Annotated in this window: 23 protein-coding genes and 1 pseudogene; 15 read left to right on the top strand and 9 right to left on the bottom strand. The window is 71.5% G+C overall.

Annotation, left to right across the window (positions count from 1 at the left end):
- The first annotated feature begins 242 nt into the window (after nt 1-242).
- Both ABZ453_RS10530 and ABZ453_RS10525 read left to right on the top strand, forming a co-directional pair.
- Complete coding sequence (locus tag ABZ453_RS10530; protein ID WP_359013642.1) at nt 243-2,036, top strand: DEAD/DEAH box helicase; 1,794 nt, start codon at nt 243-245, stop codon at nt 2,034-2,036.
- Nucleotides 2,037-2,341: 305 nt separating this feature from the next.
- On the top strand, nt 2,342-2,983 hold the full coding sequence (locus tag ABZ453_RS10525) for a helix-turn-helix domain-containing protein (protein ID WP_359013640.1): 642 nt from the start codon (nt 2,342-2,344) through the stop codon (nt 2,981-2,983).
- Between the two features lie 519 nt (nt 2,984-3,502).
- On the opposite strand, the gene ABZ453_RS10520 is transcribed toward ABZ453_RS10525, so the two are convergent.
- Nucleotides 3,503-5,044, bottom strand: a complete 1,542-nt coding sequence (locus ABZ453_RS10520; protein WP_359013638.1) for a helix-turn-helix domain-containing protein — start codon at nt 5,042-5,044, stop codon at nt 3,503-3,505.
- 119 nt (nt 5,045-5,163) lie between these two features.
- Between ABZ453_RS10520 and ABZ453_RS10515 the strand changes: the two genes are divergently transcribed.
- From ABZ453_RS10515 to ABZ453_RS10505, 3 genes are read left to right on the top strand one after another with little or no spacing between them, the layout of a single operon-like run.
- The gene (locus ABZ453_RS10515; RefSeq protein ID WP_359013636.1) at nt 5,164-5,964 is read left to right on the top strand and encodes a chorismate synthase; all 801 of its coding nucleotides are present in this window, start codon (nt 5,164-5,166) and stop codon (nt 5,962-5,964) included.
- The gene (gene menC, locus ABZ453_RS10510; RefSeq protein ID WP_359013634.1) at nt 5,961-7,070 is read left to right on the top strand and encodes an o-succinylbenzoate synthase; all 1,110 of its coding nucleotides are present in this window, start codon (nt 5,961-5,963) and stop codon (nt 7,068-7,070) included. The genes ABZ453_RS10515 and menC overlap by 4 nt, the downstream gene beginning before the upstream one ends.
- Nucleotides 7,071-7,123: 53 nt before the next feature.
- Complete coding sequence (locus ABZ453_RS10505) at nt 7,124-7,915, top strand: S16 family serine protease (RefSeq protein ID WP_359013632.1); 792 nt, start codon at nt 7,124-7,126, stop codon at nt 7,913-7,915.
- Here the strand turns inward: ABZ453_RS10505 and ABZ453_RS10500 are convergent.
- From ABZ453_RS10500 to ABZ453_RS10485, 4 genes and pseudogenes are all read right to left on the bottom strand, one after another.
- Nucleotides 7,912-8,097, bottom strand: coding sequence for a hypothetical protein (locus ABZ453_RS10500; protein ID WP_359013630.1), 186 nt, complete (start codon nt 8,095-8,097; stop codon nt 7,912-7,914). The genes ABZ453_RS10505 and ABZ453_RS10500 overlap by 4 nt on opposite strands.
- 15 nt (nt 8,098-8,112) lie before the next feature.
- Entirely contained in the window at nt 8,113-8,703 is a 591-nt protein-coding gene (locus ABZ453_RS10495; RefSeq protein ID WP_359013628.1) for a winged helix-turn-helix domain-containing protein, read from the bottom strand.
- Between the two features lie 129 nt (nt 8,704-8,832).
- A pseudogene (locus tag ABZ453_RS10490) lies at nt 8,833-9,122 on the bottom strand (ABC transporter permease); the annotation flags it as partial.
- Between the two features lie 25 nt (nt 9,123-9,147).
- On the bottom strand, nt 9,148-9,627 hold the full coding sequence (locus ABZ453_RS10485; RefSeq protein WP_359013626.1) for an Lrp/AsnC family transcriptional regulator: 480 nt from the start codon (nt 9,625-9,627) through the stop codon (nt 9,148-9,150).
- Between the two features lie 126 nt (nt 9,628-9,753).
- On the opposite strand from ABZ453_RS10485, the gene hppD reads away from it, so the two are divergent.
- The 5 genes from hppD (at nt 9,754) to nthA (ending at nt 13,005) form a co-directional block, all read left to right on the top strand.
- Nucleotides 9,754-10,899: a 4-hydroxyphenylpyruvate dioxygenase gene (gene hppD, locus ABZ453_RS10480; protein ID WP_359013624.1), complete on the top strand. Its 1,146-nt coding sequence runs from the start codon at nt 9,754-9,756 to the stop codon at nt 10,897-10,899.
- Between the two features lie 89 nt (nt 10,900-10,988).
- On the top strand, nt 10,989-11,849 hold the full coding sequence (locus ABZ453_RS10475) for a Teichoic acid biosynthesis protein C (Precursor) (protein ID WP_359013622.1): 861 nt from the start codon (nt 10,989-10,991) through the stop codon (nt 11,847-11,849).
- Nucleotides 11,850-11,869: 20 nt separating this feature from the next.
- Nucleotides 11,870-12,151: a hypothetical protein gene (locus ABZ453_RS10470; protein WP_359013620.1), complete on the top strand. Its 282-nt coding sequence runs from the start codon at nt 11,870-11,872 to the stop codon at nt 12,149-12,151.
- Nucleotides 12,144-12,434 carry an SH3-like domain-containing protein gene (locus tag ABZ453_RS10465; protein WP_359013618.1) on the top strand — a complete coding sequence of 97 codons (291 nt, stop codon included), beginning with the start codon at nt 12,144-12,146 and terminating at the stop codon, nt 12,432-12,434. Before ABZ453_RS10470 ends, ABZ453_RS10465 begins: the two co-directional genes overlap by 8 nt.
- Nucleotides 12,424-13,005, top strand: coding sequence for a nitrile hydratase subunit alpha (nthA, locus tag ABZ453_RS10460; protein WP_359013616.1), 582 nt, complete (start codon nt 12,424-12,426; stop codon nt 13,003-13,005). Before ABZ453_RS10465 ends, nthA begins: the two co-directional genes overlap by 11 nt.
- Before the next feature lies 1 nt (nt 13,006).
- Here the strand turns inward: nthA and ABZ453_RS10455 are convergent, their stop codons facing one another.
- On the bottom strand, nt 13,007-14,452 hold the full coding sequence (locus tag ABZ453_RS10455) for a tetratricopeptide repeat protein (protein WP_359013614.1): 1,446 nt from the start codon (nt 14,450-14,452) through the stop codon (nt 13,007-13,009).
- Between the two features lie 92 nt (nt 14,453-14,544).
- Between ABZ453_RS10455 and ABZ453_RS10450 the strand changes: the two genes are divergently transcribed.
- Nucleotides 14,545-15,951, top strand: coding sequence for an FAD-linked oxidase C-terminal domain-containing protein (locus ABZ453_RS10450; RefSeq protein WP_359013613.1), 1,407 nt, complete (start codon nt 14,545-14,547; stop codon nt 15,949-15,951).
- A gap of 17 nt (nt 15,952-15,968) precedes the next feature.
- Here ABZ453_RS10450 and ABZ453_RS10445 read toward each other — a convergent pair whose 3' ends face one another.
- On the bottom strand, nt 15,969-16,382 hold the full coding sequence (locus ABZ453_RS10445) for an SsgA family sporulation/cell division regulator (RefSeq protein ID WP_359013611.1): 414 nt from the start codon (nt 16,380-16,382) through the stop codon (nt 15,969-15,971).
- Nucleotides 16,383-16,624: 242 nt separating this feature from the next.
- On the opposite strand from ABZ453_RS10445, the gene ABZ453_RS10440 reads away from it, so the two are divergent.
- Together ABZ453_RS10440 and ABZ453_RS10435 are read left to right on the top strand one after the other, a co-directional pair.
- Nucleotides 16,625-18,217, top strand: coding sequence for an RDD family protein (locus ABZ453_RS10440; RefSeq protein ID WP_359013609.1), 1,593 nt, complete (start codon nt 16,625-16,627; stop codon nt 18,215-18,217).
- 89 nt (nt 18,218-18,306) lie between these two features.
- Nucleotides 18,307-19,002, top strand: a complete 696-nt coding sequence (locus ABZ453_RS10435) for an RDD family protein (RefSeq protein ID WP_359013607.1) — start codon at nt 18,307-18,309, stop codon at nt 19,000-19,002.
- A 91-nt stretch (nt 19,003-19,093) separates the two neighbouring features.
- Here the strand turns inward: ABZ453_RS10435 and ABZ453_RS10430 are convergent, their stop codons facing one another.
- Entirely contained in the window at nt 19,094-19,354 is a 261-nt protein-coding gene (locus ABZ453_RS10430) for a hypothetical protein (RefSeq protein WP_359013605.1), read from the bottom strand.
- Nucleotides 19,355-19,730: 376 nt separating this feature from the next.
- On the opposite strand from ABZ453_RS10430, the gene ABZ453_RS10425 reads away from it, so the two are divergent.
- The gene (locus ABZ453_RS10425; protein ID WP_359013603.1) at nt 19,731-22,085 is read left to right on the top strand and encodes an immune inhibitor A domain-containing protein; all 2,355 of its coding nucleotides are present in this window, start codon (nt 19,731-19,733) and stop codon (nt 22,083-22,085) included.
- A gap of 134 nt (nt 22,086-22,219) precedes the next feature.
- A complete protein-coding gene (locus ABZ453_RS10420; RefSeq protein WP_356766195.1) occupies nt 22,220-22,549 on the top strand; it encodes a hypothetical protein in 330 nt (109 codons plus the stop codon).
- Between the two features lie 36 nt (nt 22,550-22,585).
- Here ABZ453_RS10420 and ABZ453_RS10415 read toward each other — a convergent pair whose 3' ends face one another.
- Complete coding sequence (locus ABZ453_RS10415) at nt 22,586-23,176, bottom strand: isochorismatase family protein (protein WP_359013601.1); 591 nt, start codon at nt 23,174-23,176, stop codon at nt 22,586-22,588.
- Between the last annotated feature and the right edge of the window lie 11 nt (nt 23,177-23,187).

The following is a 23,187-nucleotide window of genomic DNA, read 5'->3' as shown; positions in this document are numbered from 1 at the left end:
GGTGCCGTGACGAGCGGAGTCTTCCGCGCCGACTGTGACCTCGGTCCCACCCACGGACGACCCGCCCCGGTACGCGCATGGACAGCAGGGGCCCGCCGGTAGGGTGGCCCGGTTGTCATACGTAGCCGAGCCATCCCAATCCCTATAAGCCGAGCCGCCCGACCCACCCCACGGAGACCGTGACTACCGCCCGCCCGTCGCCCACCACCACCCTCAACGGAGGGCCCTCCGGGCCCACACCTATGTCTGCCAGCTCCGCCTCGCACTCCCACCACCTCTCTCCCGCCTTCCCCGGCCGCGCCCCCTGGGGCACCGCCAGCAAGCTGCGTGCCTGGCAGCAGGGGGCGTTGGAGAAGTACGTCCAGGAGCAGCCGCGTGACTTCCTCGCCGTCGCCACCCCCGGCGCCGGCAAGACGACCTTCGCGCTGACGCTCGCATCCTGGCTGCTGCACCACCACGTCGTGCAGCAGGTGACCGTGGTCGCGCCGACGGAGCACCTGAAGAAGCAGTGGGCGGAAGCGGCGGCGCGGATAGGGATCAAGCTGGACCCCGAGTACAGCGCGGGCCCGCTCGGCAAGGACTACCACGGGGTCGCGGTCACCTACGCCGGTGTCGGCGTACGGCCCATGCTGCACCGCAACCGCGTCGAGCAGCGCAAGACCCTCGTCATCCTCGACGAGATCCACCACGCAGGTGACTCCAAGTCCTGGGGCGAGGCCTGTCTGGAGGCCTTCGAGCCGGCCACCCGCCGCCTCGCGCTCACCGGTACGCCCTTCCGCTCCGACACCAACCCGATCCCCTTCGTCACGTACGAGGAGGGGAACGACGGCATCCGGCGCTCCGCCGCCGACTACACCTACGGTTACGGCAACGCCCTCGCCGACCACGTCGTGCGGCCCGTCATCTTCCTCTCCTACAGCGGCAACATGCGCTGGCGGACCAAGGCCGGTGACGAGATCGCCGCCCGGCTCGGCGAGCCCATGACCAAGGACGCGATCAGCCAGGCGTGGCGTACGGCACTGGATCCGCGCGGCGAGTGGATGCCCAGCGTGCTGCGCGCCGCCGACCAGCGGCTGACCGAGGTCAGGAAGGGCATCCCGGACGCCGGCGCCCTCGTCATCGCCTCCGACCAGGACTCCGCCCGCGCCTACGCCAAGCTCATCCGCGAGATCACCGGCAGCAGGGCGACGCTCGTGCTGTCCGACGACGCCGGCGCCTCGAAGAGGATCGACGACTTCAGCGAGAGCAACGACCGGTGGATGGTCGCCGTGCGGATGGTGTCCGAGGGCGTCGACGTGCCGCGGCTCGCGGTCGGGGTGTACGCCACCACCATCTCCACGCCGCTCTTCTTCGCCCAGGCCGTCGGGCGTTTCGTGCGGTCCCGGCGGCGTGGCGAGACCGCCTCCGTCTTCCTGCCGACCGTCCCCGACCTGCTCACCTTCGCCAACGAGATGGAGGTCGAGCGCGACCACGCCCTCGACAAGCCGAAGAAGGAGGGCGAGGAGGACCCGTACGCCGAGTCCGAGAAGGAGATGGAGGAGGCGAACAAGGAGCAGGACGAGGACACCGGCGAGCAGGAGCAGTTCGCCTTCGAGGCGCTGGAGTCCGAGGCCGTCTTCGACCGGGTGCTGTACGACGGCGCCGAGTTCGGCATGCAGGCCCACCCGGGCAGCGAGGAGGAGCAGGACTACCTCGGCATCCCGGGACTCCTCGAGCCCGACCAGGTGCAGCTGCTGCTGCAGAAGCGGCAGGCGCGGCAGATCGCGCACAGCCGCAAGAAGCCGGACGCCGAGGCCGACCTGCTGGAGCTGCCCGCCGAGCGGCGGCCCGTGGTCTCGCACAAGGAGATGATGGAGCTGCGCAAGCAGCTCAACACCATGGTCAGCGCGTACGTCCACCAGAGCGGCAAGCCGCACGGTGTCATCCACACCGAGCTGCGGCGCACCTGCGGCGGTCCACCGAGCGCCGAGGCCACGGCCGGTCAGCTCCGGCAGCGGATCGCCAAGGTGCAGGAGTGGGCGACCCGCATGAAGTGACGCCGGGCGCCCTGCGGGGACACGGTGGCGCACCGCCCGTATCAGGACAAACAGAGGTAGTCCGGTCCCGGCCAGTGCCCGGATTCTGGACGGAGACTTCCGCTCAGCGAACCCGCACCGCTAATGTCCCGCTACGCACACGCCCCGTGGCAGCGCCGCCGCGGAGCGCAGCCGTGAAGCGACGCGGTCCGGTATCGGCCGGACCGCCGGCCGATCGGCGGCCTCTGTTGCGCGTCACTGACGGGACTCGGTGACGCATCGTTGCGCGGAGACCGCCGACCTCACCACTTGGAGGAGTGGGCGTCGTGACCGCGGAGACCTCTCAGACGCTCGACCGAGGACTGCGTGTCCTCAAGCTGCTGGCCGACACGGACCATGGGCTGACCGTCACCGAGCTTTCCAACAAACTGGGCGTCAACCGGACCGTCGTGTACCGGCTGCTCGCCACCCTCGAACAACACGCGCTCGTACGGCGGGACCTGGGCGGCCGTGCCCGGGTCGGCCTCGGCGTGCTGCGGCTCGGGCGGCAGGTGCATCCGCTGGTGCGCGAGGCCGCGCTGCCGGCGCTGCGCTCGCTCGCCGAGGACATAGGGGCGACCGCGCATCTGACGCTGGTGGACGGGGCGGACGCACTGGCTGTCGCCGTCGTGGAGCCGACCTGGACGGACTACCACGTGGCCTACCGGGCGGGCTTCCGGCACCCGCTCGACCGGGGCGCCGCCGGCCGGGCGATCCTCTCCGCGCGGGCCAAGCCCGTGGGGGAGCCCGGGTACACCCTGACCCACGGGGAGCTGGAGGCCGGCGCGAGCGGAGCGGCGGCCCCGCTGATCGGGGTCACGGGCGTCGAGGGCAGCGTCGGCGTCGTGATGCTGGCCGACGCGGTGCCGGAGCGGGTCGGCCCCCGGGTCGTCGACGCGGCACGGGAGGTCGCCGAGGCCCTGCGCTGACCCACGTCACCAGGAGCCACCCAAGCCCCGCGCTGAACCACGCCCCCGGGGGCCGTCGAAGTCGTGCGCTGATCCGCGCCCCCCGGGGGCTGCCGAAGCCGTGCGCTGAATGCGCCCCGGGGGGCGCTGAAGTCGTGCGCTGATCCGCGCGACCGGGGCTGCAGAAGCCGTGCGCTGAGCCGCGCGCCGGAGGCGCCCAGGCCCTGCGCTGAACCACGCCCCCCGGGGGTCGCCGAAGCCGTGCGCTGATCCGTGCCACCGGGGCTGCCGAAGTCGTGCGCTCGGCCGTGCCACCGGGGCTGCCGAAGTCGTGCGCTCGGCCGTGCCACCGGGGCTGCCGAAGTCGTGCGCTCGGCCGTGCCCCCGGGGGCCGCCGAAGCCGTGCGCTGAACCAAGCCCCCGGGGGCCGCCGACCCCTTGCGCTGAGCCGTGCCCCCGCAGGTGCTCAAGCCACGGCGCTCGCGCACACGGCGGGGGAGTACGTCCGCGTGGGCCGCCTGCGCACATGCGAGGAGCGGCTCAGGGCGTGGCTCCGGTGAGGCCCGCCAGCGTCCGCAACTGAAGCCACAGCACCAGCCGTTCGTCGGGATCGGCGAGGTCGATCCCGACCTGCTGCTGCGCCTGCCTCAGACGGTAGCGGCAGGTGTTCGGGTGCACGGCGAGCAGCTTCGCCGCCCCCGCCATGTCGCAGCCCGCGTCGAACCAGCTGACCAGCGTGCGCGCGTAGTCGGTGCCGTGCTCCGCGTCGTACGCCAGCACCCGGCGCCACGCGCCCTCGCTCAACTCCCGTTGCTCGCCGAGCACTTCCGCGAGCCGCAGCAGGGTCACCCGCGGACGCACCTCCTCCAGCGTGGCCACCGGCAGCTCCGGCCCGAGCACCCGCAGCACCAGCTCGGCGTCCTGACGCGACCCCGCGAGCTCCGCCGGCCCCGCCACCACGTCCCCCAGCGCGGCCCGCACCGACACCCGCAAGGCCTGCCCCGCCCGCGCCACGATGTCCTCGGCCAGCCGCTTGTGGCGCGTACCGGACCCCGGCAGGACCGCGTACACCACCCCGTCGGCCGGCACACACGCGTGCCGCCCGTAACGCGCCTCGCACTGCAGCCGTACGACGTCCAGCAGGCGCAGGGCGGTCTGCTCGGCGTCCGGCAGGCTCGCCGCGTCGAGGACGAACGCGGCGACCCGCATCGGCCCGTCGAGGCCCAGGCGCTGCGCGGCCGTCGCCGCGTCCGCCGTGCCGTCGAGCAGTCGGCGCAGCAGGTCGCTGTTGTGGTGGCGGGCCAGCTCCTGGGCCGCCCGGGCCCGCAGCAGGAGCAGCGCCGCCGTGGACGCGCCCTGCGTGAGGGTGTCCTCGGCGTCGGGCGCGAGCGAGCCGTCGTCGACCACCCAGACCGAGCCCAGCGTCTCGCCGCCCGCGCGGACGGCGACCGCGAGACGGGGCAGGTCACCGTCCCGCTGCGCGGGCAGCCGCAGCGGACCCGGGGCCGCGAACAGTGCCCGGTACTGCTCGGTGTTGGCCGCGCTGACCGGGACCCGCAGGCCGAGGATGCCCTGCCGGCGGTCCTCGTCGACCGGCTGGCCGGGCACGGTGGAGTAGGCGAGGATCCGCTGGCGCGGGTCCTCCACGGCCGTCGCCCCGCCGGTCGCCGCCGCGACGGCGTCGGCCAGCGCGAACAGGTCCCCGAGACCGCCGGCCGACGGCGTGGGCCGGGCGCCGATCGCCGAGGACAGCAGCAGATGCACCTGGTGCCAGGCCACGTCCTCGTCGACCGACAGCAGCGCCATGCCGTGCGCCTCGGCCTCCCCGACCGGGCCGTCCGGGCCGCGTACGACGAGCCCGGTCATCCCCGCCTGTGCGGCCACGCGGACCAGCGGCCCGGCCGCGGCCGCCCGTACGCCGACCGCCAGGAGCAGCGCGCCCGGGGCATGCGGCTGCGGGGCGTGGGCGTCGTACAGCAGCGCCTCGGTGACCGGGACGGTGAGTCCGCCGGGGGCTGCGTGCAGGTGGACGGAGGGTCCGCCGATGACGTCCAGGAGGTCGCCGAGCGTGCAGGCGTCCATGGGTTCCTCCTGGGGCCGGTGGTGAGGGGGCGAACGGTTGGCCGATCCGGAAACGAACGTACGCGCGCCTTGTCCGCTCGCACAATGTGCCGACCGCACCCGCCGACGAGACTCGTCGCATGACGCTCGACCGCCCGCCCGGAGTGACCATCCGCACCGTCCACGACGTCGCCGGCCTCACGGCCGTCGCCGACCACTTCAGCGATGTGTGGCAGACCCCGCGCAGTTCCCCGCCCTATCCGGCCGAGGTGCTGCGCAGCCTCGTCCACGCGGGCGGCGCCGTGCACGCCGCCTACGACGGGACCCGGCTCGCCGGGGCGTCCGCCGCCGTGTTCGGGCCGGACCGGGCCACGTACTCGCTGGTCGCCGCCGCGGACCAGGGCCTCGGCTACCACGTGAAGCAGGCCCAGCGGGCCTGGGCCCTGGACCTCGGCGCCCGCACCATGCGCTGGACCTTCGACCCGCTGATCGGCCGCAACGCCCGCTTCAACCTCGCGAAACTGGGCGCGACCGGCACCGAGTACCTCGTCGACTTCTACGGCCCCATGGCCGACGGTGTGAACGACGGCGACGAGAGCGACCGGCTCACGGTCACCTGGGACCTCGCCCGGCCGCAGGCACCGGACGAGACCGGTGACCGCGAGACGGCGCCCGCCACGCACACGGCACCCGACGGCGGGACGCTGGCCCGGCGCGACCGCGGTGACGACCGCGTCTGGTGCCGCGTCCCGGACGACATAGTCAAGCTGCGATCCGCCGACCCCCGTCTCGCCCTGCGCTGGCGGCACGCCGTCCGCGAGGTGTTCACGGAAGCCTTCGCCCAGGGCTTCACGGCCACGGGCATGTCCCGCGACGGCTGGTACACGCTCACCCGGAGGCCCCAGAAGCCCCAGAAGCCCCGGAAGGACTCCGCGGTATGAAGCTCGAACGCGTCGAGATCGTCCATGTCGCGATCCCCCTGGTCTCCCCCTTCCGCACCTCCTTCGGCACGATGACCACGAAGGACACCTTCCTGTTGCACGTCGTCACGGACGAGGCCGAGGGCTGGTCGGAGTTCGCCGCCGACCCCGAGCCGCGGTACTGCTCCGAGTTCGTGGCCGGCGCGGAGATCGTGCTGCGGGACTTCCTGCTGCCGCGCGCCACCGCCCTCGCCCACCTCACCACGGCCGCCCTGGCCCCCGCCCTGGCGAAGACCAAGGGCCACGAGCTGGCGAAGGCGGCACTGGAGACCGCGGTCCTCGACGCGGAGCTGCGCTCGTACGGCATGTCCCTCGCCACCTACCTCGGAGCCGTCCGCGACCGCGTCCCGGCGGGTGTCTCCGTCGGTATCAAGGACTCGGTCCAGCAGCTGCTGGACGACGTCGAGCGCTATCTCGCCGAGGGCTACGTCCGTATCAAGCTGAAGATCGAACCGGGCTGGGACGTGGAGCCCGTACGGGCGGTGCGCGACCGCTTCGGGGACGCCCTGCCCCTCCAGGTCGACGCCAACACGGCCTACACGCTCGCGGACGCCGAGCACCTCAGGCGCCTGGACGAGTTCGGCCTGCTGCTGATCGAGGAGCCGCTGGAGGAGAACAACCTCCACGCCCACGCACAGCTCCAGCGGCGCCTGACGACCCGCGTCTGCCTCGACGAGTCCCTCCACAACGCCCGCGACACCGCCTCCGCGATCGCGATGGAGGCGTGCCGGGTCGTCAACGTCAAGCCCGCGCGGGTGGGCGGCTACCTCGAGGCCCGCCGCATCCACGACGTGGCGCACGCGCACGGTGTCCCCGTGTGGTGCGGCGGCATGCTGGAGACGGGCATCGGCCGCGCCCCCAATCTCGCCCTGGCCGCCCTCCCGGGCTTCACCCTCCCCGGCGACACCTCGGCCTCCTCCCGCTACTTCGCCGAGGACATCACCGAGCCCTTCGTCCTCGAGGACGGCCACCTGACGGTCCCGACCACCCCCGGGATCGGTATCGAACCGCTGCCGGACGCACTGCGGCGCTTCACACGGGAGCGGCGAGACTTGTACGTGAGCTGACCGTCGCCCGACCGACGCCTGGCCGGAAGTCACCGTCACGTTAGATTGATCCCGTGCTCTCTCGCCTCACACGCCCCCAGGCCCTCGCCGTCTGCGCCGCGCCCGTCGTGGCGCTGATCGCCACGGCCGTGTTCGCGCCGCTGCCGTTCTCACTGGCGCAGCCCGGGATGACGGCGAACGTCCTCGGGGACAACCAGGGCACACCGGTCATCACGATCTCCGGTGCGAAGACCCGGCAGACGAGCGGGCAGCTGCGGATGACGACCATCGAGGCGACCAATCCTGACACCCGGGTCTCGCTCGGGGACGTGCTCTCCGCCTGGTTCGCCACGGACAAGGCCGTGATGCCGCGCGACTCGGTCTATCCGAGCGGGCAGAGCACCAAGGAGATCGAGCAGCACAACACCGCGCAGATGAAGGAGTCGCAGGACGCCGCTACCCAGGCGGCGCTGAAGTACCTCGACCTCAGCGCGAAGGACGTCAAGGTCACCCTCAGGCTCGCCGACGTGGGCGGGCCGAGCGCGGGGCTGCTGTTCACGCTGGGCATCGTCGACAAGCTCGACGGCAACGGGAGCGGGGGAGACCTGACCGGGGGCCGTACCGTCGCCGGCACCGGGACGATCAGCGCCGACGGGAAGGTCGGCGCGGTGGGCGGCGTGGCGCTGAAGACGCAGGCCGCGCGGCGGGACGGGGCGACGGTGTTCCTGGTGCCGAAGGACGAGTGCGGCGACGCCAAGTCGGAACTGCCGAAGGGGCTGCGTCTGGTGCCGGTGACGACGCTGAAGGGTGCGGTCGGTTCCCTGGTGGCGTTGGAGGGCGGCAAGGGCTCCGTACCGAGCTGCTAGCCGACCAGCGCCGGCCGCCTCGCGGACGCCAGCCGCAGACCGACCTCGACGAGGGTCCAGCCCAGTCGGCCGCGCAGATCGAGCGGCACCCTGGCCCGCGCGGCGAGGCGGTGGGCGGCGGCCTCGGCGCGGAGCTCGGCGGCTCGGGCGTGGTGGAGGGTGAGATGGGTTTCGGGGTGCATGCGGGTGGCCTTCCGTCAGTCCGTGCTGAGCGGGAACGTGTGCGTGTGGATGCGTACGCGCTCGGCGTCCGGGGCGTCCGCCGCCTCGGGCAGGTCGCGGTAGCTCTCGACGAGGGCGTGCATCTTCTCGATGAGTTCGTGAGCGAGCCCGGGTGTGAGCCGTAGCGTCATGTCGCTCATGTCCGTGCCCTGGACCCACTCCTCGGACCAGGTGTGCCGGTTGCCGAGCCAGGTGGACAGCTCCTGGGCGTGCTTCGTGGCCACCTCGTGCATAACCATGTCGATGGCCCCGCGGACGGCCGGGCTGGCGTCCGTGAACAGGGCGTCGTCGAAGTACAGCCCGTCGTCGGCGGCCTTCCACCACCGCTCCCGCCCCTTGCCGTGCCCGGGTGCGTCCTCGACGAAGCCGTAGGTCGCGAGCTGACGCAGGTGGTAGCTCGTGGCGCCGCTCGACTCGCCCAGTCTCTCGGCGAGCTGGGACGCGGTGGCGGGACCGCCGAAGCGCAGCGAGTCCAGCAGCTGCATGCGCAGGGGATGGGCCAGCCCCCGCAGTGAACGCGCGTCGAGATGGCGGACCTTGTGGGTCTCGGGCTCTGGTTCCGGCATGCGTACAAAGGTAGCTATGCAAAGGATCCTTTGCAACGTCTTCTTTGCAACAACTTCTTTGTAAGCCGCGCCCTACCGCCCTCCCCCACGCCTCCAACCCCCGGGGCGAGAGCAGGAGTTCGGCGAGGGGCGCACGACGGGCAGCAGCCCGTACAGCGTCAGCGCGGTCACCGTGGGCGGCACGCCGAGGCCGACGACCGGAACGAGCAGGCCGATCACGACGAGGGAGGGGATGGTCAGGACCGTCGAGGTGGCCGAGGTGGCCAGGTCCCGACCCAGTCGCTGCGGTAGGTGAGGACGGCGATCAGCACGCCGAGCACGGTCGCGGCGACCATGCACTCCAGCACCGCGCTCGCCTGCTGGAAGGCGTCCGTGAGCAGCTGCCGGTGCCGGTCGCCCAGGTACTCCCAGAAGGTCACGCGCGCTTACCCCCCCGCCGGTCGGTCAGGTGCTCTCCGCGTCCTGGGCCGCCTGCTCCACCAGCGGGATGATCCGCAGCGGAACGGGGTTCTCCATCACGATCGCGGTGGCGGCCCGGACGATCCCATCGAAACCGACGACCCGGTCGATCACACGTTGGAGATCCGCGTTGGAGCGGGCCACCAGCCGGCACAGCATGTCCCCGCTGCCGGTGGTGGTGTGCAGCTCCAGCACCTCCGGCACGGTCGCCAAGTGGGCCCGTACGTCGGCCCCTTGGCCCTGGCGGATCTGCAGCGTGGCGAAGGCGGTGACGGGGTAGCCGAGGGCCGCCGGGTCCACCTGGGGACCGAAGCCGTGGATGACTCCGTTCGACTGAAGCCGGTCCAGCCGCGCCTGCACGGTCCCGCGCGCCACGCCCAGCCGCCGGGACATCTCCAGCACCCCGATCCGCGGCTCCCGCGCCAGCAGCGCGATGATCCTGCCGTCCAGTCCGTCGATCGCCACAGCAGCCTCCTCAGCCGGTGGTCATCCTGTACAGAAGAGCCGCTGGTCGCGCCTCGGAACCAAGCAAATTGTTCAGCGATTACGCAAACTATTGCGCACCTTGCCCGCACGGTCCAGGCTGCGGACATGACGCAGACCACACACCACACTCCCGACACCGCCCGGCAGGCCGACCCCTTCCCGGTCAAGGGAATGGACGCGGTCGTCTTCGCCGTGGGCAACGCCAAGCAGGCTGCGCACTACTACTCCACCGCCTTCGGTATGCGGCTGGTCGCCTACTCCGGACCGGAGAACGGCAGCCGCGAGACCGCGAGCTACGTCCTGGACAACGGCTCCGCCCGCTTCGTGTTCACCTCGGTCATCAAGCCCGCCACCACCTGGGGCCACTTCCTCGCCCAGCACGTGGCCGAGCACGGCGACGGCGTCGTCGACCTCGCCATCGAGGTCCCGGACGCCCGCGCCGCGTACGTCTACGCGCTCGAGCACGGCGCGCGCAGCGTCGCCGAGCCGTACGAGCTCAAGGACGAGCACGGCACGGTCGTCCTCGCCGCGATCGCCACCTACGGCGAGACCCGCCACACCCTGGTCGAGCGCACGGGCTACGACGGCCCCTACCTCCCGGGCTTCGTGGCCGCCGCCCCGATCGTCGAGCCGCCCGCTCAGCGCACCTTCCAGGCCATCGACCACTGCGTCGGCAACGTCGAGCTCGGCCGGATGAACGAGTGGGTCGGCTTCTACAACAAGGTCATGGGCTTCACGAACATGAAGGAGTTCGTGGGCGACGACATCGCGACCGAGTACAGCGCGCTGATGTCGAAGGTGGTGGCCGACGGCACGCTCAAGGTCAAGTTCCCGATCAACGAGCCCGCCGTGGCCAAGAAGAAGTCCCAGATCGACGAGTACCTGGAGTTCTACGGCGGCGCGGGCGTCCAGCACATCGCGCTCAACACCAACGACATCGTCCGCACGGTGAGGACCATGCGCGCGGCCGGTGTGCAGTTCCTCGACACCCCGGACTCGTACTACGACACCCTCGGCGAGTGGGTCGGCGACACCCGCGTGCCGGTCGACACCCTCCGCGAGCTGAAGATCCTCGCCGACCGCGACGAGGACGGCTATCTGCTGCAGATCTTCACCAAGCCGGTCCAGGACCGGCCGACCGTCTTCTTCGAGATCATCGAGCGGCACGGCTCCATGGGCTTCGGCAAGGGCAACTTCAAGGCCCTGTTCGAGGCGATCGAGCGGGAGCAGGCCAAGCGCGGAAACCTGTGAGCCCACAACCTTGCAACCGGTGAACGCCAGTTGACACTCTCAAGTCCTGCGGGTGCCGATGGGGTGCCCACAGGACTTGAGGGAGCAAGGTGCCCACGCGCGTCAACCTGGCCGTCCCGTCGAAGAGTTGGCTGTCGAAGAAGGCCACACTGAAGGAGCCGACGGTCCTGCAGTCGTTCGCCTTCGACGAGCACAACAAACACCTGTACGTCCTGCAGATCACCGCCACCGGCCACGAGGCCGGCGATCTCTGCCTCAACCAGCTGGACTACCAGGGCAATCGGCTCGGGTACATGTACCTCAAGGGCTTCGGGCACGGCGTCAGCATGGGCGTGCAGAACGACGACGACGGCACCGCCTGGATCTGGACCGAGTGCGACGCCAGGGGCGGTTACGGCCGGGGCGTCACCCGCTTCCGCTTCGCCGACAGGGCCACCCGCACCAACGCGGACATCGAGATACTCAAGCCGATAGCCGGCTCCACCAGCAACCAGCCCTCCGTGTGCATGACGTCGAAGCGCATCGCCGTCCGCCACCGTATGAAGGGCCTGCCCCGCTACCGCGTCTGGGACCTCGAGGCGTTCCTCGCGAAGAACCACGACGACCCGCTCGCCGACTTCGCGCAGACCGGCCTGCACCCCGACCCCGACATCGCCTTCCAGGGCTACGCCCTGCACGGCGACCACGTCTACCAGCTGGCCGGGACCGCCTACGACGACGTCACCAACCCGCCGGCGAAACACGGCAACGCCTATCTGTCCTGCCTGGACATCCACTCCGGGAAGCTCCTGCAGCGGATGCGCACCCAGGCCGGGTACTCGCTCACCTACCGCGAGCCGGAGGGCCTCGGCGTGCGCGGGGGCGCCGAACCGAAACTGTGCATCGGGCTCGCCTCCGGAGAGCTCGGCTCCCGCCGTTTCTCGATCTACGTCAAGGACGACAGCGAGTAGCGCGCGCCGTAGTCTGAAGCATGGCCAGGATCAACGACGTGGGCGGCACCGAGGGCTTCGGGACCGTCGACATCACCGAGGACGCCGAGCCCTTCCACGCGGACTGGGAGGCGCGGGTGATGGGCCTCGTCAACGCCCTGGGCGCCAAGGGGATCTTCAACACCAACGAGTTCCGGGACGCGATCGAGTCGATGCCGCCGCGGGAGTACCTGTCGACCTCGTACTACGAGCGCTGGTTCCACGCCGTGTGCGTGCTGCTGGAGCGCAAGGGCGTCCTGGAGCCGGGTGAGCTCGATGGCTGAGGACCGCTTCCCGCCCGGCACGCGCGTGCGCACCTTCCGCCACGACCCGCCCCACCACACCCGGCTGCCGCGGTACGCGCGCGGCAAGCGGGGTGTCGTCGTCGAGCCGGAGGGACCGGCCGAGCTGGCCGACGTCAGCGCGCGGGGCGGCGGGCACGCGCCGGTCGAGCAGATCTACGCCGTCCGCTTCGACGCCCGCGACCTGTGGGGCGAGGGCGACCACCACGTCGTACTGGACCTGTGGGAAAGCTATCTGGAGGAGGACCGGGCCGATGAGCGGTGACCACTCCGACGCGACGATCGCCCAGCGCGTGCGGCGGCTGGAGACGCTGCTGGAGGAGAAGGGCGTGCTCTCCGGCGCGCAGCTGGACGAGACCATCGACGCGTATCTGTCGGGTGCCTCTCCGGCGAACGGCGCCCGCGTGGTGGCCCGCGCCTGGACCGACCCGGACTACCGCTCCCGGCTCCTCGCGGACGGCACGGCCGCCGTGCGTGAACTGGGCTTCATGGAGGGCTCCTACCAGCGGCTGAGAGTCGTCGAGAACACGCCCGGCACGCACAACGTCATCGTCTGCACCCTCTGTTCCTGCTACCCGCTGCGGCTGCTCGGACCGTCCCCCAGCTGGTACAAGTCCGAGGCCTACCGCTCCCGCGTGGTCCGCGAACCCCGCGCGGTGCTCACGGAGTTCGGCCTCGACCTGCCCGCCGGCACCGAGATCACCGTCTGGGACTCCAGCGCGGAGACCCGCTACATGGTGCTGCCGCGCCGGCCGGAAGGGACGGCGGGGCTGGGGGAGGAGCAGCTGGCGGCGCTGGTGACCCGCAACGCGCTGATCGGTACGGCCGCCGTCTGACTCAGTGCTCCTCCTCCGCACCCTCCGTACCCACCGGGGTCGCCCGGGCGGTGGGCACGGGCTCGTCCGGAGGCTCGCCCAGGCCGGCCAACGCCGAACGCGCCACCGGGACGTTCAGCGGCGAGAAGTAGGGGTTGATCCGCAGCGCCTCCGTCAGATCCAGCCGTGCCGACCCGTCCTGCCCCAGCGTCCGCTCGATCATGCCCCGGTGGTACGAGTACAGCGCGCTGCGCACCCCGCCGCCGTGTGCCTTGTCCGTCGCCACCGTCGCGTACCGCAGCGCCTCCTTGTCGTGACCGGCCCGGTGCAGCGCCCAGCCCAGCGCGTCGGCCACCGCGATCCCCGGCTGCCGCGCGTACTCGGCCCGCAGCCGTCGTACGGCCGTCGCCGGGTCCCCGTGGTCGGTCTCCGTCACCCCGAGCACCAGCTCGTCGTCCACACCCCCCGACCGGTCCTCGCGCACCAGCGCCCGCACCTGGTCGTACTCCACCCGGGCCGCCTGCCCCAGCCCCAGCGACTCGTACAACTCGCCCAGTTCCAGCGCGTACTGGGGGCACGGCTGCTTCTCCAGCGCCACCTGGTACGCGCTCAGCGCCTCGGTCGTTCTGCCCATCGCCGCCATGGTCCGTCCCTGCCCGGCCTGCGCGGCCCGCTGGTCCGGGTCGACCCGGACGGCCTCCTGGAAGTGCCGCAGCGCGTCCTGGAGGTCACCGCGCTCGAAGGCCAGCTGCCCGGTCCGCTCCAGCCACTGCGCCCGCTCGGCCGGGGAGCGGGCCGCGGCCGCCGCGTCGGTGAGGGCGGCCGCCGCGTCCTCGCGCCAGCCCCGGTCGCGGTAGACCCCCGCCGCCCGCGCCTGCACGGCCGGTCCCGTCCGCAGCTCCAGCAGCCGGTCCAGGGTCTTCTTCGTCGCCTTGTAGTCGCCGAGCCCGGTGTAGGCGTCCATCAGCAGCGGGTACGTCGTCCACCGCTTCGGCGCCAGCTTCAGCGCCGCCTCACCCCACATCCGCGCGGACAGGAAGTCGTGCCGGGCGTTCGCCAGCGCCGCCATCCCGTCCAGGGCCTCGGCGTTCCCGCTCGGCCGCACCCGCAGCGAGGTCTCCAGCGCCTGCTCGGCCCGCGGATAGTCAGCCGCGTCCGCCGTCCGCCGCCCCCGCTCCACATAGGCGCTCCCCAGCACCGCCCACGACACCGCGTCCGCCGGCCGGGCCCGCACCCGGGCCTGTCGCGTCTCGATCAGCGCCGCCAGCTCGGGAAGACCTGCCGGGACGCCCGTGGTGACGGCGGTGAGCGCCTGGGCTCCCGGCGCCGGTGCGACGGGCCGGTGCGCGGCCGGCCGCTCCCAGGGCCACAGCGCCAGCACCCCGCCGAGCACGGCACACCCGGCGACGGCGGCGATCAGCGCGCGGCGTCCGGCCCCTGGCCGCCGGCCCTCCTCTTGCGTCTCCATGGCGCTCACTGTGCGTCAGTACGACGAGCACATCCCGGCATGCCTCCAGTGCCGTGGACGGGGTTCACACCGATGGCCCCGGGTGCGACGCTGTGATCATGAGCCGAATCGAAGCGCCCTCCGACGCAGCCACCGGAAACCTCGTCGACCGGCTCCTGACCGGTCTGCCCGCCGAGGCCGTCCTGATCGACCCCGACATCACGGCGTCCTACGCCAACGACATGGCCAGCTTCTGCCCGGCCGGCACCCCCGCGGTGGTCGTGCTGCCGCGCACCGCCGAGCAGGTCCAGCACGTCATGCGTGTCGCCACCGAACTACGCGTCCCGGTCGTCCCGCAGGGAGCCCGCACCGGCCTGTCCGGCGGCGCCAACGCCTCCGAGGGCTGCATCGTCCTCTCCCTGACCAGGATGGACCGCATCCTCGAGATCAACCCCGTCGACCGGATCGCCGTCGTCGAACCGGGGGTGGTCAACGCGGCCCTGTCCCGCGCGGTCGGCGAACACGGCCTCTACTACCCGCCGGACCCCTCCAGCTGGGAGATGTGCACGATCGGCGGCAACATCGGCACCGCGTCCGGCGGCCTGTGCTGCGTGAAGTACGGAGTCACCGCCGAGTACGTCCTCGGCCTGGACGTCGTCCTCGCCGACGGCCGCCTGATGTCCACCGGCCGCCGCACCGCCAAGGGCGTCGCCGGCTACGACCTCACCCGGCTGTTCGTCGGCTCCGAGGGCTCGCTCGGCATCGTCGTCAAGGCCGTCCTGGCGCTGCGCCCCCAGCCGCCGCAGCAGTTGGTGCTCGCCGCCGAGTTCGCCTCCGCGGCCGACGCCTGCGACGCCGTCTGCCGGATCATGGCCGGCGGCCACGTCCCCTCGCTCCTTGAACTCATGGACCGTACGACCGTCAAGGCGGTCAACGACCTGGCGCACATGGGTCTGCCGGAGACCACCGAGGCCCTCCTCCTGGCCGCCTTCGACACCCCCGACCCGGCCGCCGACCTCGCCGCCCTCGGCGCCCTGTGCGAGGCCGCCGGCGCCACCCAGGTCGTCCCCGCCGACGACGTCGCCGAGTCCGAACTCCTCCTGCAGGCCCGGCGGCTCTCGCTGACCGCGCTGGAGGCGGTCGCCGGCACCACGATGATCGACGACGTGTGCGTGCCCCGCTCCCGGCTCGGCGAGATGCTGGAGGGCGTCGAGCGGATCGCCGAGAAGTACGACCTGACCATCGGGGTCGTCGCGCACGCCGGCGACGGCAACACGCACCCCACCGTCTGCTTCGACGCGGCCGACCCCGACGCCTCCCGGCGCGCCCGTGAGTCCTTCGACGAGATCATGGGCCTCGGCCTGCGGCTCGGCGGCACGATCACCGGCGAGCACGGCGTGGGCGTACTGAAGAAGGAGTGGCTGGCGCGCGAGATCGGCCCGGTCGGCGTGGAGATGCAGCGGCAGATCAAGCAGGTCTTCGACCCGCTGGGCATCCTCAACCCCGGCAAGCTGTTCTGACCCGCGCGCGGGTGCCCTCACTGGGCGAGCAACTGGTCGAGCGCCTCGTCGATCCCCAGCTGCTCGCCCTCGGTCCCCGGCGGCACCGCGCGCAGCGTCCGCTCCAGCCAGGCGGACACCTGCGCGGCCGGTCCCTCCAGCAGGGCGTCCCCGTCCGGTGAACTCAGCGCCATCAGCACGACGCTGCGGCCCTCCGCCTTCGTCGGCCACACCCGCACGTCCCCGTGCCCGGACGGCCGGAACACCCCCTCCACCAGCAGATCGCGGGAGAACGTCCAGTGCACGGGGTGCTCGGAGTTGATGTGGAAGGCGACATGGACGGCGTACGGGTCGTCGGCGCGGTAGCTCAGCCGGGCCGGGACCGGGATGCTGCGCTCCGGTGACAGGACCAGTCTCAGCTCCAGCTCTCGTTCCACCACGGTGTAGTGCATGGCGTGCGGTTCCTCTCTCGGGCAGGTGTACGGGGCCCTGCGGTGGGCCCGTACCGGTGGAGAGCCGGAAGGGGGCGCGGGCATTACGCGGGTTGCGAGAACTTTTCTCCGAACATGTGGAGCGGGTGCGCGAGGTTGCCCGGAAAGGGGTGGGTAATACGGGACTGGCGGTGAGCATTGCGTCGGTCTGATAGATGTGGAGCCCCCCATACCCACCCCCGAGCAGATACGGGACGACGGACATGAGCGCCCCAACCCCGGCCCCCGGTGACGACAGGCCCCGCGAGGGCTACTACCCGGACCCGTCCATCCCCGGCTACGTCAGGTACTGGAACGGCGCCTCCTGGGTACCGGGCACCAGCCGCCCGGCGCCGACGGCCGGCGAGCCCCTGTCCCCGCCCGCCGGCTCTGCTCCCTCCCCGTCCGTGGAGGAAACCGGCCCCCACTTCTTCGACGAGGACCCCGAACCGTCCCCGTCCGACCTCCCGCACGGCGGCCGCCCCGGCCCGGCCCCGGCCTGGGGCGCCGACCGCGCCCACCAGTCCGGCTTCGGCGACGACCGCCGCGTCTCCTGGGGCGCCGACCCCCGCGTCCCGCACCCGACGGGCAACGCCACCAGCACGGACGGCACGGCGACGATCCCCCCGACGGACGAGGCGGCCTCGGACGTCCGCTCCGACGGCACGTTCGTCTTCCGCCGACCTGCGGCGGGCGGGGGAGGAGCGGGACTTCAGGGCGGCCCGGGTGCCGGGGGCTCGACGGATTCGGGCGCCGGTGGCTGGGGAGCCGGAGGCTCGAAGGCCTCGTCCGCCGCTGGTTCCACCCCCGGCATCCCCCACCCCGCCGGCCCCCGCGCCGACGAGGGCACCATGACATTCCGCGCCGTCTCCCCGCGCACGGGGCAGCAGGGAGGGGCGCAGGCGGGGGGCACGGGGGCGCCCGGCGATGCCGGTGGTCAGGGCGCGCCCGGTGCCTCCGGGGGGCCCGCGTTCGGGCCGTCGTCCTCGGCCACCGCGGCCGCTCCCGCCGCATCCAGTGGTCCCGGGTTCGGTGCGGGCAAGGCCGCTGCCGAGCGGGCCGCGACCGCCGCCCCGACCGCCCTCTCCGGCCCCCAGCAGCCCGCCACCGCGGTCCCGCAGCAGCAGGGCGCCGCCCAGCCCGCGCCCGTCGGTCAGCCCGGAGCCGACCAGTCCGCCCCGGCCGCCCCCATGACCAGCGGTCCCGGCGGGGGGCAGCCCTCCTGGGCGCAGCAGGTGCATCGGCTGGCCGGGGGGGCCGAGGGCGAGCAGCCCGTCGTGCCGTGGAAGCCGCCGGTCGAGGACGTGTTCCAGGCCGCCGCCCGGCGTCAGTCGGCCGCCCGGCCCGCCCCGCTCGGCAAGCGGCTGCTCGCGCGGATCGTCGACAACCTCGTCATCGGCGCCGTCACCGCCGTCGCCGCCGTCCCCCTCGCCACCAAGGCGATCGACCACGTCAACGACAAGATCGACGCGGCCAAGCTCAGCGGCCGGACCGTCACCGTCTGGCTCCTGGACGGCACGACCTCCGTCTACCTCGGTATCGTCCTCGCCGTCCTGCTCGTCTTCGGCGTTCTCTACGACGCCCTGCCCACCGCCCGCTGGGGCCGCACCCTCGGCAAGCGGCTGCTCGGCCTGGAGGTCCGCGACATCGAGGCGCACGAGCCGCCCGCCTTCGGTGCCGCCCTGCGCCGCTGGCTCGTCTACAGCGTCCCCGGCGTCCTCGTCATCGGTGTCGTCGGCGTCCTGTGGTGCCTGTTCGACCGCCCCTGGCACCAGTGCTGGCACGACAAGGCGGCCCGTACGTTCGTCGCCGGATGACCGACTACGCCGTACGGCGCAGCTGATTTCGTACTCCGGACGGCCGTCCGCCGGATGCAAAGCCGCGGGGTTCGCGGTCCACTCGGGCCATGAGCAGCGAACCCCCCGGCTCCGGCGCTCAGCCGCCGGACGACGACCCGTTCAGGAAGCAGCCCCCGCCCGGAGCGCCCGGAACGCCGGGAGCGGGCTCGGGCTCGCCCTACGACTCCCCACAGCCCCCGCCGTACGGCCAACAACCTCCGCCGCAAGGCCAACAACCCCCGCCCTACGGACAACAGCCACCCCCGTACGGTCAGCCGCCCTACAGCGGTGGCGCCCCCCACGGCGGCGACCCCCTCGCCGGCATGCCCCCGCTCGCCGACAGCGGCAAGCGCACCCTCGCGCGGATCATCGACCTGATCCTCGTCGGCATCGTCGTCTGGCTGGTCACCTGGCCGATCCACGCGTACACGGTGACCGGTGACAAGGTCGAGTACGGCAAGTCCTTCGCGCAGTCCCTGGTCGCGGCCGTCCTCTACATCGGCTACGACACCGTCATGACCAGCAAGTCGGGCCAGACGCTCGGCAAGAAGTGGCTCAACATGCGGGTGGCGAACCTCGACAACGGCGCCACACCGTCCCTCCAGAGCAACCTGGCCCGCGCCGCCGTGCTGTGGATCCCGTTCGCGTTCTGCTGCGCGTGCATCTGGACAGCGATCTCGGGCGGCTGGAGCTACTTCGACCGGCCCTACAAGCAGGGCCTGCACGACAAGGCGGCGAAGACGGTGGTGGTCAGCACCAACTGAGGCCCGGAGGCGGCCGGTTGAGGCACCGCAGCCGCCGTAGGCCGACGCCGTACACCGAACCGCCGTACGCCGTACGCCGAACCGCCCTACGTCACACCGACGTCGAGGAGCCCGTCGCCGCCACCGGCACGGGCTCTTCGGCCTGTTCGGCCGCAGGCCGGTGCGTGGCGACGACCCGGGACCTGGGCAGCGGCACCGTCATGGCGACCAGCAGCCCGAGCGCGAGAGCGGCCACGGCGATGATGGCGATCCCCACGCCCGAACTCGTCTGTGACAGCAGCAGCATGGCGAGCGTCGAGAAGATCACGGTGCAGGATCCGTAGGCGAGCTGTGCGGCAGTCGGACGAGGCATGGCAATCGTGTCCTCGGAAGTGGGGGTCCACGGGGGTGTCGGCCTGGCTTTCCGCCGGTTCTGGGGCGTGCCGCCAATCGACTCTAATCGCGTGTGTGCCCGAGTGGAACGAACAGTAAGCGTGACCTAACCGACACGGCCGGTGCACGGGGGGCGCACGGAGTCATACCGTCCACCACGTGGACGAACTCGCGCGCCCGTTCGACCAGTAGGCAGGTGTGGGCTCGAGGATCGCCACAGTGTCCACGGTGTCCGGAAAGCGGACTTTGGCTTTCGCATAGTGCAATTGATATGCACAAGTCAAGCCTGTTTCTTCTTAACAACTTCTAGTCGAATTGCGTCACTTCACTTACCACCTTGACCACGAGGAACTCAAGTGACGCATAGATCCTGGACGTTCAGGGCGGCAGCGGTCGGAGTCGCGCTGGCCGCGGCCACCGCCACGTTCTCGACGTTCGCAGTGGCGCAGGCCGCCGACAGCGCCAAGTCCGCCACCGTGGACCGCCATGACCCGGCGGCGGTCGGCAGCATGAAGGAGCACGACCTCGACGGTCCGCTCTCCAAGACTCAGGATGCCCAGCGCAGGGAGGCGCTCGACCAGGTCATATCCGGCAAGAGCCAGGTCAAGGACCGAGACGGTTCGCGGGTCGTCCAGCTCAAGAGCAAGAAGGGCGACAGCAAGTACGTCGAGCTCGGCCGGGAGAAGACCGACCGGATCTTCACCATCCTGGTGGAGTTCGGGGACCAGACCGACCCCCGCTACGGCGGCACGGCCGGCCCGCTGCACAACCAGATCGCCAAGCCGGACCGCACCAAGGACAACTCCACGGCCTGGCAGGCGGACTACAACCAGAAGCACTTCCAGGACCTCTACTTCGGCACCGGCAAGAACACCGAGTCGCTGAAGAAGTACTACGAGAAGCAGTCCTCGGGCCGCTACTCGGTCGACGGCGAGGTCACCGACTGGGTCAAGGTCCCCTACAACGAGGCCCGTTACGGCAACAACGCCTGCGGCTCGACGACCTGCTCCAGCGTCTGGAACCTGGTGCGCGACGGCCTGAACGCCTGGGTCGCCGACCAGAAGGCGGCCGGTGAGTCCGACTCCGACATCAAGGCGGACCTCGCCCAGTACGACCAGTGGGACCGCTACGACTACGACGGCGACGGCGACTTCAACGAGCCCGACGGCTACGTCGACCACTTCCAGATCGTGCACGCCGGCGAGGACGAGTCCGCGGGCGGCGGCGCCCAGGGCACCGACGCCATCTGGGCGCACCGCTGGTACGCCTACGGCACCGACGCCGGCGCGACGGGCCCCGCGAACAACAAGCTCGGCGGCACCCAGGTCGGCGACACCGGCGTCTGGGTCGGCGACTACACGATGCAGCCGGAGAACGGCGGACTCGGCGTCTATGCCCACGAGTACGGTCACGACCTCGGTCTGCCGGACGAGTACGACACCAACGGCGGCGACAACTCCACCGGTTTCTGGACCCTGATGTCCTCCGGTTCCTGGCTCGGCACCGGCAAGCAGGCCATCGGCGACCTGCCGGGTGACATGAACGCCTGGGACAAGCTGCAACTGGGCTGGCTGAACTACGGCGTCGCCAAGGCGGGCACCAAGTCCGCGCACAAACTGGGCGTCGCCGAGTACAACACCAAGAACAAGCAGGCCCTGGTGGTCACACTGCCCGACAAGGCGGTCACCACCGAGATCGTCACCCCCGCCCAGGGCTCGACCCAGTGGTGGAGCGGCAGCGGCGACAACCTCAAGAACACGCTGACCCGTGACGTCGACCTGACCGGCAAGAAGTCGGTGGCGCTGACGCTCGACGGCTGGTACGACATCGAGTCGGGCTACGACTACCTCTACACCGAGGTCTCCACCGACGGCGGCGCCAACTGGACCGCCCTGGACGGCACGGTCGACGGCCAGGCCCTCCCGCGCGACGGCAGCGACAAGCCGGCGCTCACCGGCACGGTCGACGCCTACAAGAAGCTCGCCTACCCGCTGGACGCCTACGCCGGCCAGAAGATCCAGCTGCGCTTCCGCTACCAGACCGACGGCGGCGTCGCGCTCAAGGGCTTCGCGGCCGACGAGATCACCGTCACCGCCGACGGCACGGCGGTCTTCTCCGACAACGCCGAGGCGGCGGAGGCGGGTTGGACCGCGAGCGGCTTCTCCCGCGTCGGAGCGTCCTTCACCAAGGACTACAAGCAGTACTACATCGCGGAGAACCGCCAGTACGTGTCGTACGACAAGGTGCTGAAGGTCGGCCCGTACAACTTCGGCTTCTCGACGACCCGTCCGGACTGGGTGGAGCACTACCCGTACCAGAACGGCCTGTTGATCTGGAAGTGGGACACCTCGCAGGCGGACGACAACACCAGCGTCCACCCGGGCACCGGTCTGATCCTGCCGGTCGACTCGCACCCGACGGCGCTGAAGTGGTCCGACGGCACGCTGATGCGCAACCGCATCCAGTCCTACGACTCGCCGTTCAGCCTGTACCCGACGGACGGCATCACGCTGCACAACGCCGACGTGGCGACCAAGATCAAGTGGTCCTTCGGGGTGCCGGTCTTCAATGACCGCACGAGCACCTACTACGACGCGTCGAACCCGACCGGCGGTGTCAAGATCACTGACACCAACACCAAGATCAAGATCGTCCGGGAGGCCCTGGACGGCTCGACGATCTCCCTCCAGGTCGGCCCCGCGGCGAAGTAGTCGGTATTTCCGCAGGTCAAAAGCGTATCGGCGGTGACCCCCTGGCGGGTCGCCGCCGATCGTGTTTAGGTGCGTCCTGTGCTGTTCTTATTGACAGTCCCATTCGACGCCGACACGCACGGGGTGTGACCTGCATGGCCGCAGGAGGTTTCTGCAAGCTGCCGACCGGCAGCGTGGTGGTGGCTCTGAACCTGCCCAGACCCACCGCCCACGGCACGGGCTCCGTCCGTGTCCTCGTCCACGCCCGCAACCGGGCGCGCGCCCTGACCAGGCTGCGCAACCTCGGCATGCGCGCGGTCTACCTGCGGGGCAACGCCGCCCCGCCGACCCCGGACGAGATCACCGCCGTCCTGCACCACCCCGACGGGCTGATATGGCGAACGGCCCCGGACAACGGTGTCACCGTGACCGAGCTGTGGCACCCGATCAAGGCACTCCTGCGCACTCCAGCGGCCTCGGCGTGACCCGCCCGGTCCACGCCCCGGGGCCCGTCCTGTGACCTACGCGACGACCGGCTTTCCGGTGAGCTCCACGCCCGCCTCGCGCAGCTCCTCGACCGCCCGCTCCGTGCTCTCCGCGGCGACCCCGGCGGTCAGGTCCAGCAGTACCTGTGTACGGAACCCCTCCCGCGCGGCGTCCAGCGCGGTGGCGCGCACGCAGTGGTCGGTGGCGATGCCGACCACGTCCACCTCGGCGACCCCGCGCGAGCGCAGCCAGTCGCCGAGCTTCGTCCCGTTCTCGTCGGCGCCCTCGAAGCCGCTGTAGGCCGCCGAGTACGCCCCCTTGTCGAAGACGGCGTCGATCGCGCCGGAGGCGACGGCGGGGGCGAAGTTCGGGTGGAAGCCGACGCCCTCCGTGCCGGCGACGCAGTGCGCCGGCCAGGAGTGCACGAAGTCGGGGTTGTCGGCGAAGTGTCCGCCGGGCGCGATGTGGTGGTCCCGGGTGGCCACCACGTGCTGGTATCCGGAGCCGCCCGCCTGTCCGATCAGCTCGGTGACGGCGGCGGCCACGTCGGCACCCCCGGCCACGGCGAGGCTGCCCCCCTCGCAGAAGTCGTTCTGCACGTCTACGACGATCAAGGCGCGGCGCATGGTGGGTGTCC

It is taken from the genome of Streptomyces sp. NPDC005799, from assembly GCF_040630525.1.
Classification (GTDB): Bacteria; Actinomycetota; Actinomycetes; order Streptomycetales; family Streptomycetaceae; genus Streptomyces; species Streptomyces griseorubiginosus_B.
The sequence above is the reverse complement of the archived record's forward strand: the minus strand, read 5'-3'. Positions and strand labels throughout refer to the sequence as shown.

What these genes read in the sequence shown, in the direction of transcription:
- ABZ453_RS10530 (WP_359013642.1), top strand. Translation starts at nt 243, where the DNA reads ATGTCTGCCAGCTCCGCCTCGCACTCCCACCACCTCTCTCCCGCCTTC.
- ABZ453_RS10520 (WP_359013638.1), bottom strand. Translation starts at nt 5,044, where the DNA reads ATGGACGCCTGCACGCTCGGCGACCTCCTGGACGTCATCGGCGGACCC.
- ABZ453_RS10515 (WP_359013636.1), top strand. Translation starts at nt 5,164, where the DNA reads ATGACGCTCGACCGCCCGCCCGGAGTGACCATCCGCACCGTCCACGAC.
- menC (WP_359013634.1), top strand. Translation starts at nt 5,961, where the DNA reads ATGAAGCTCGAACGCGTCGAGATCGTCCATGTCGCGATCCCCCTGGTC.
- ABZ453_RS10500 (WP_359013630.1), bottom strand. Translation starts at nt 8,097, where the DNA reads ATGCACCCCGAAACCCATCTCACCCTCCACCACGCCCGAGCCGCCGAG.
- ABZ453_RS10495 (WP_359013628.1), bottom strand. Translation starts at nt 8,703, where the DNA reads ATGCCGGAACCAGAGCCCGAGACCCACAAGGTCCGCCATCTCGACGCG.
- hppD (WP_359013624.1), top strand. Translation starts at nt 9,754, where the DNA reads ATGACGCAGACCACACACCACACTCCCGACACCGCCCGGCAGGCCGAC.
- ABZ453_RS10470 (WP_359013620.1), top strand. Translation starts at nt 11,870, where the DNA reads ATGGCCAGGATCAACGACGTGGGCGGCACCGAGGGCTTCGGGACCGTC.
- ABZ453_RS10465 (WP_359013618.1), top strand. Translation starts at nt 12,144, where the DNA reads ATGGCTGAGGACCGCTTCCCGCCCGGCACGCGCGTGCGCACCTTCCGC.
- nthA (WP_359013616.1), top strand. Translation starts at nt 12,424, where the DNA reads ATGAGCGGTGACCACTCCGACGCGACGATCGCCCAGCGCGTGCGGCGG.
- ABZ453_RS10455 (WP_359013614.1), bottom strand. Translation starts at nt 14,452, where the DNA reads ATGGAGACGCAAGAGGAGGGCCGGCGGCCAGGGGCCGGACGCCGCGCG.
- ABZ453_RS10445 (WP_359013611.1), bottom strand. Translation starts at nt 16,382, where the DNA reads ATGCACTACACCGTGGTGGAACGAGAGCTGGAGCTGAGACTGGTCCTG.
- ABZ453_RS10440 (WP_359013609.1), top strand. Translation starts at nt 16,625, where the DNA reads ATGAGCGCCCCAACCCCGGCCCCCGGTGACGACAGGCCCCGCGAGGGC.
- ABZ453_RS10435 (WP_359013607.1), top strand. Translation starts at nt 18,307, where the DNA reads ATGAGCAGCGAACCCCCCGGCTCCGGCGCTCAGCCGCCGGACGACGAC.
- ABZ453_RS10430 (WP_359013605.1), bottom strand. Translation starts at nt 19,354, where the DNA reads ATGCCTCGTCCGACTGCCGCACAGCTCGCCTACGGATCCTGCACCGTG.
- ABZ453_RS10420 (WP_356766195.1), top strand. Translation starts at nt 22,220, where the DNA reads ATGGCCGCAGGAGGTTTCTGCAAGCTGCCGACCGGCAGCGTGGTGGTG.
- ABZ453_RS10415 (WP_359013601.1), bottom strand. Translation starts at nt 23,176, where the DNA reads ATGCGCCGCGCCTTGATCGTCGTAGACGTGCAGAACGACTTCTGCGAG.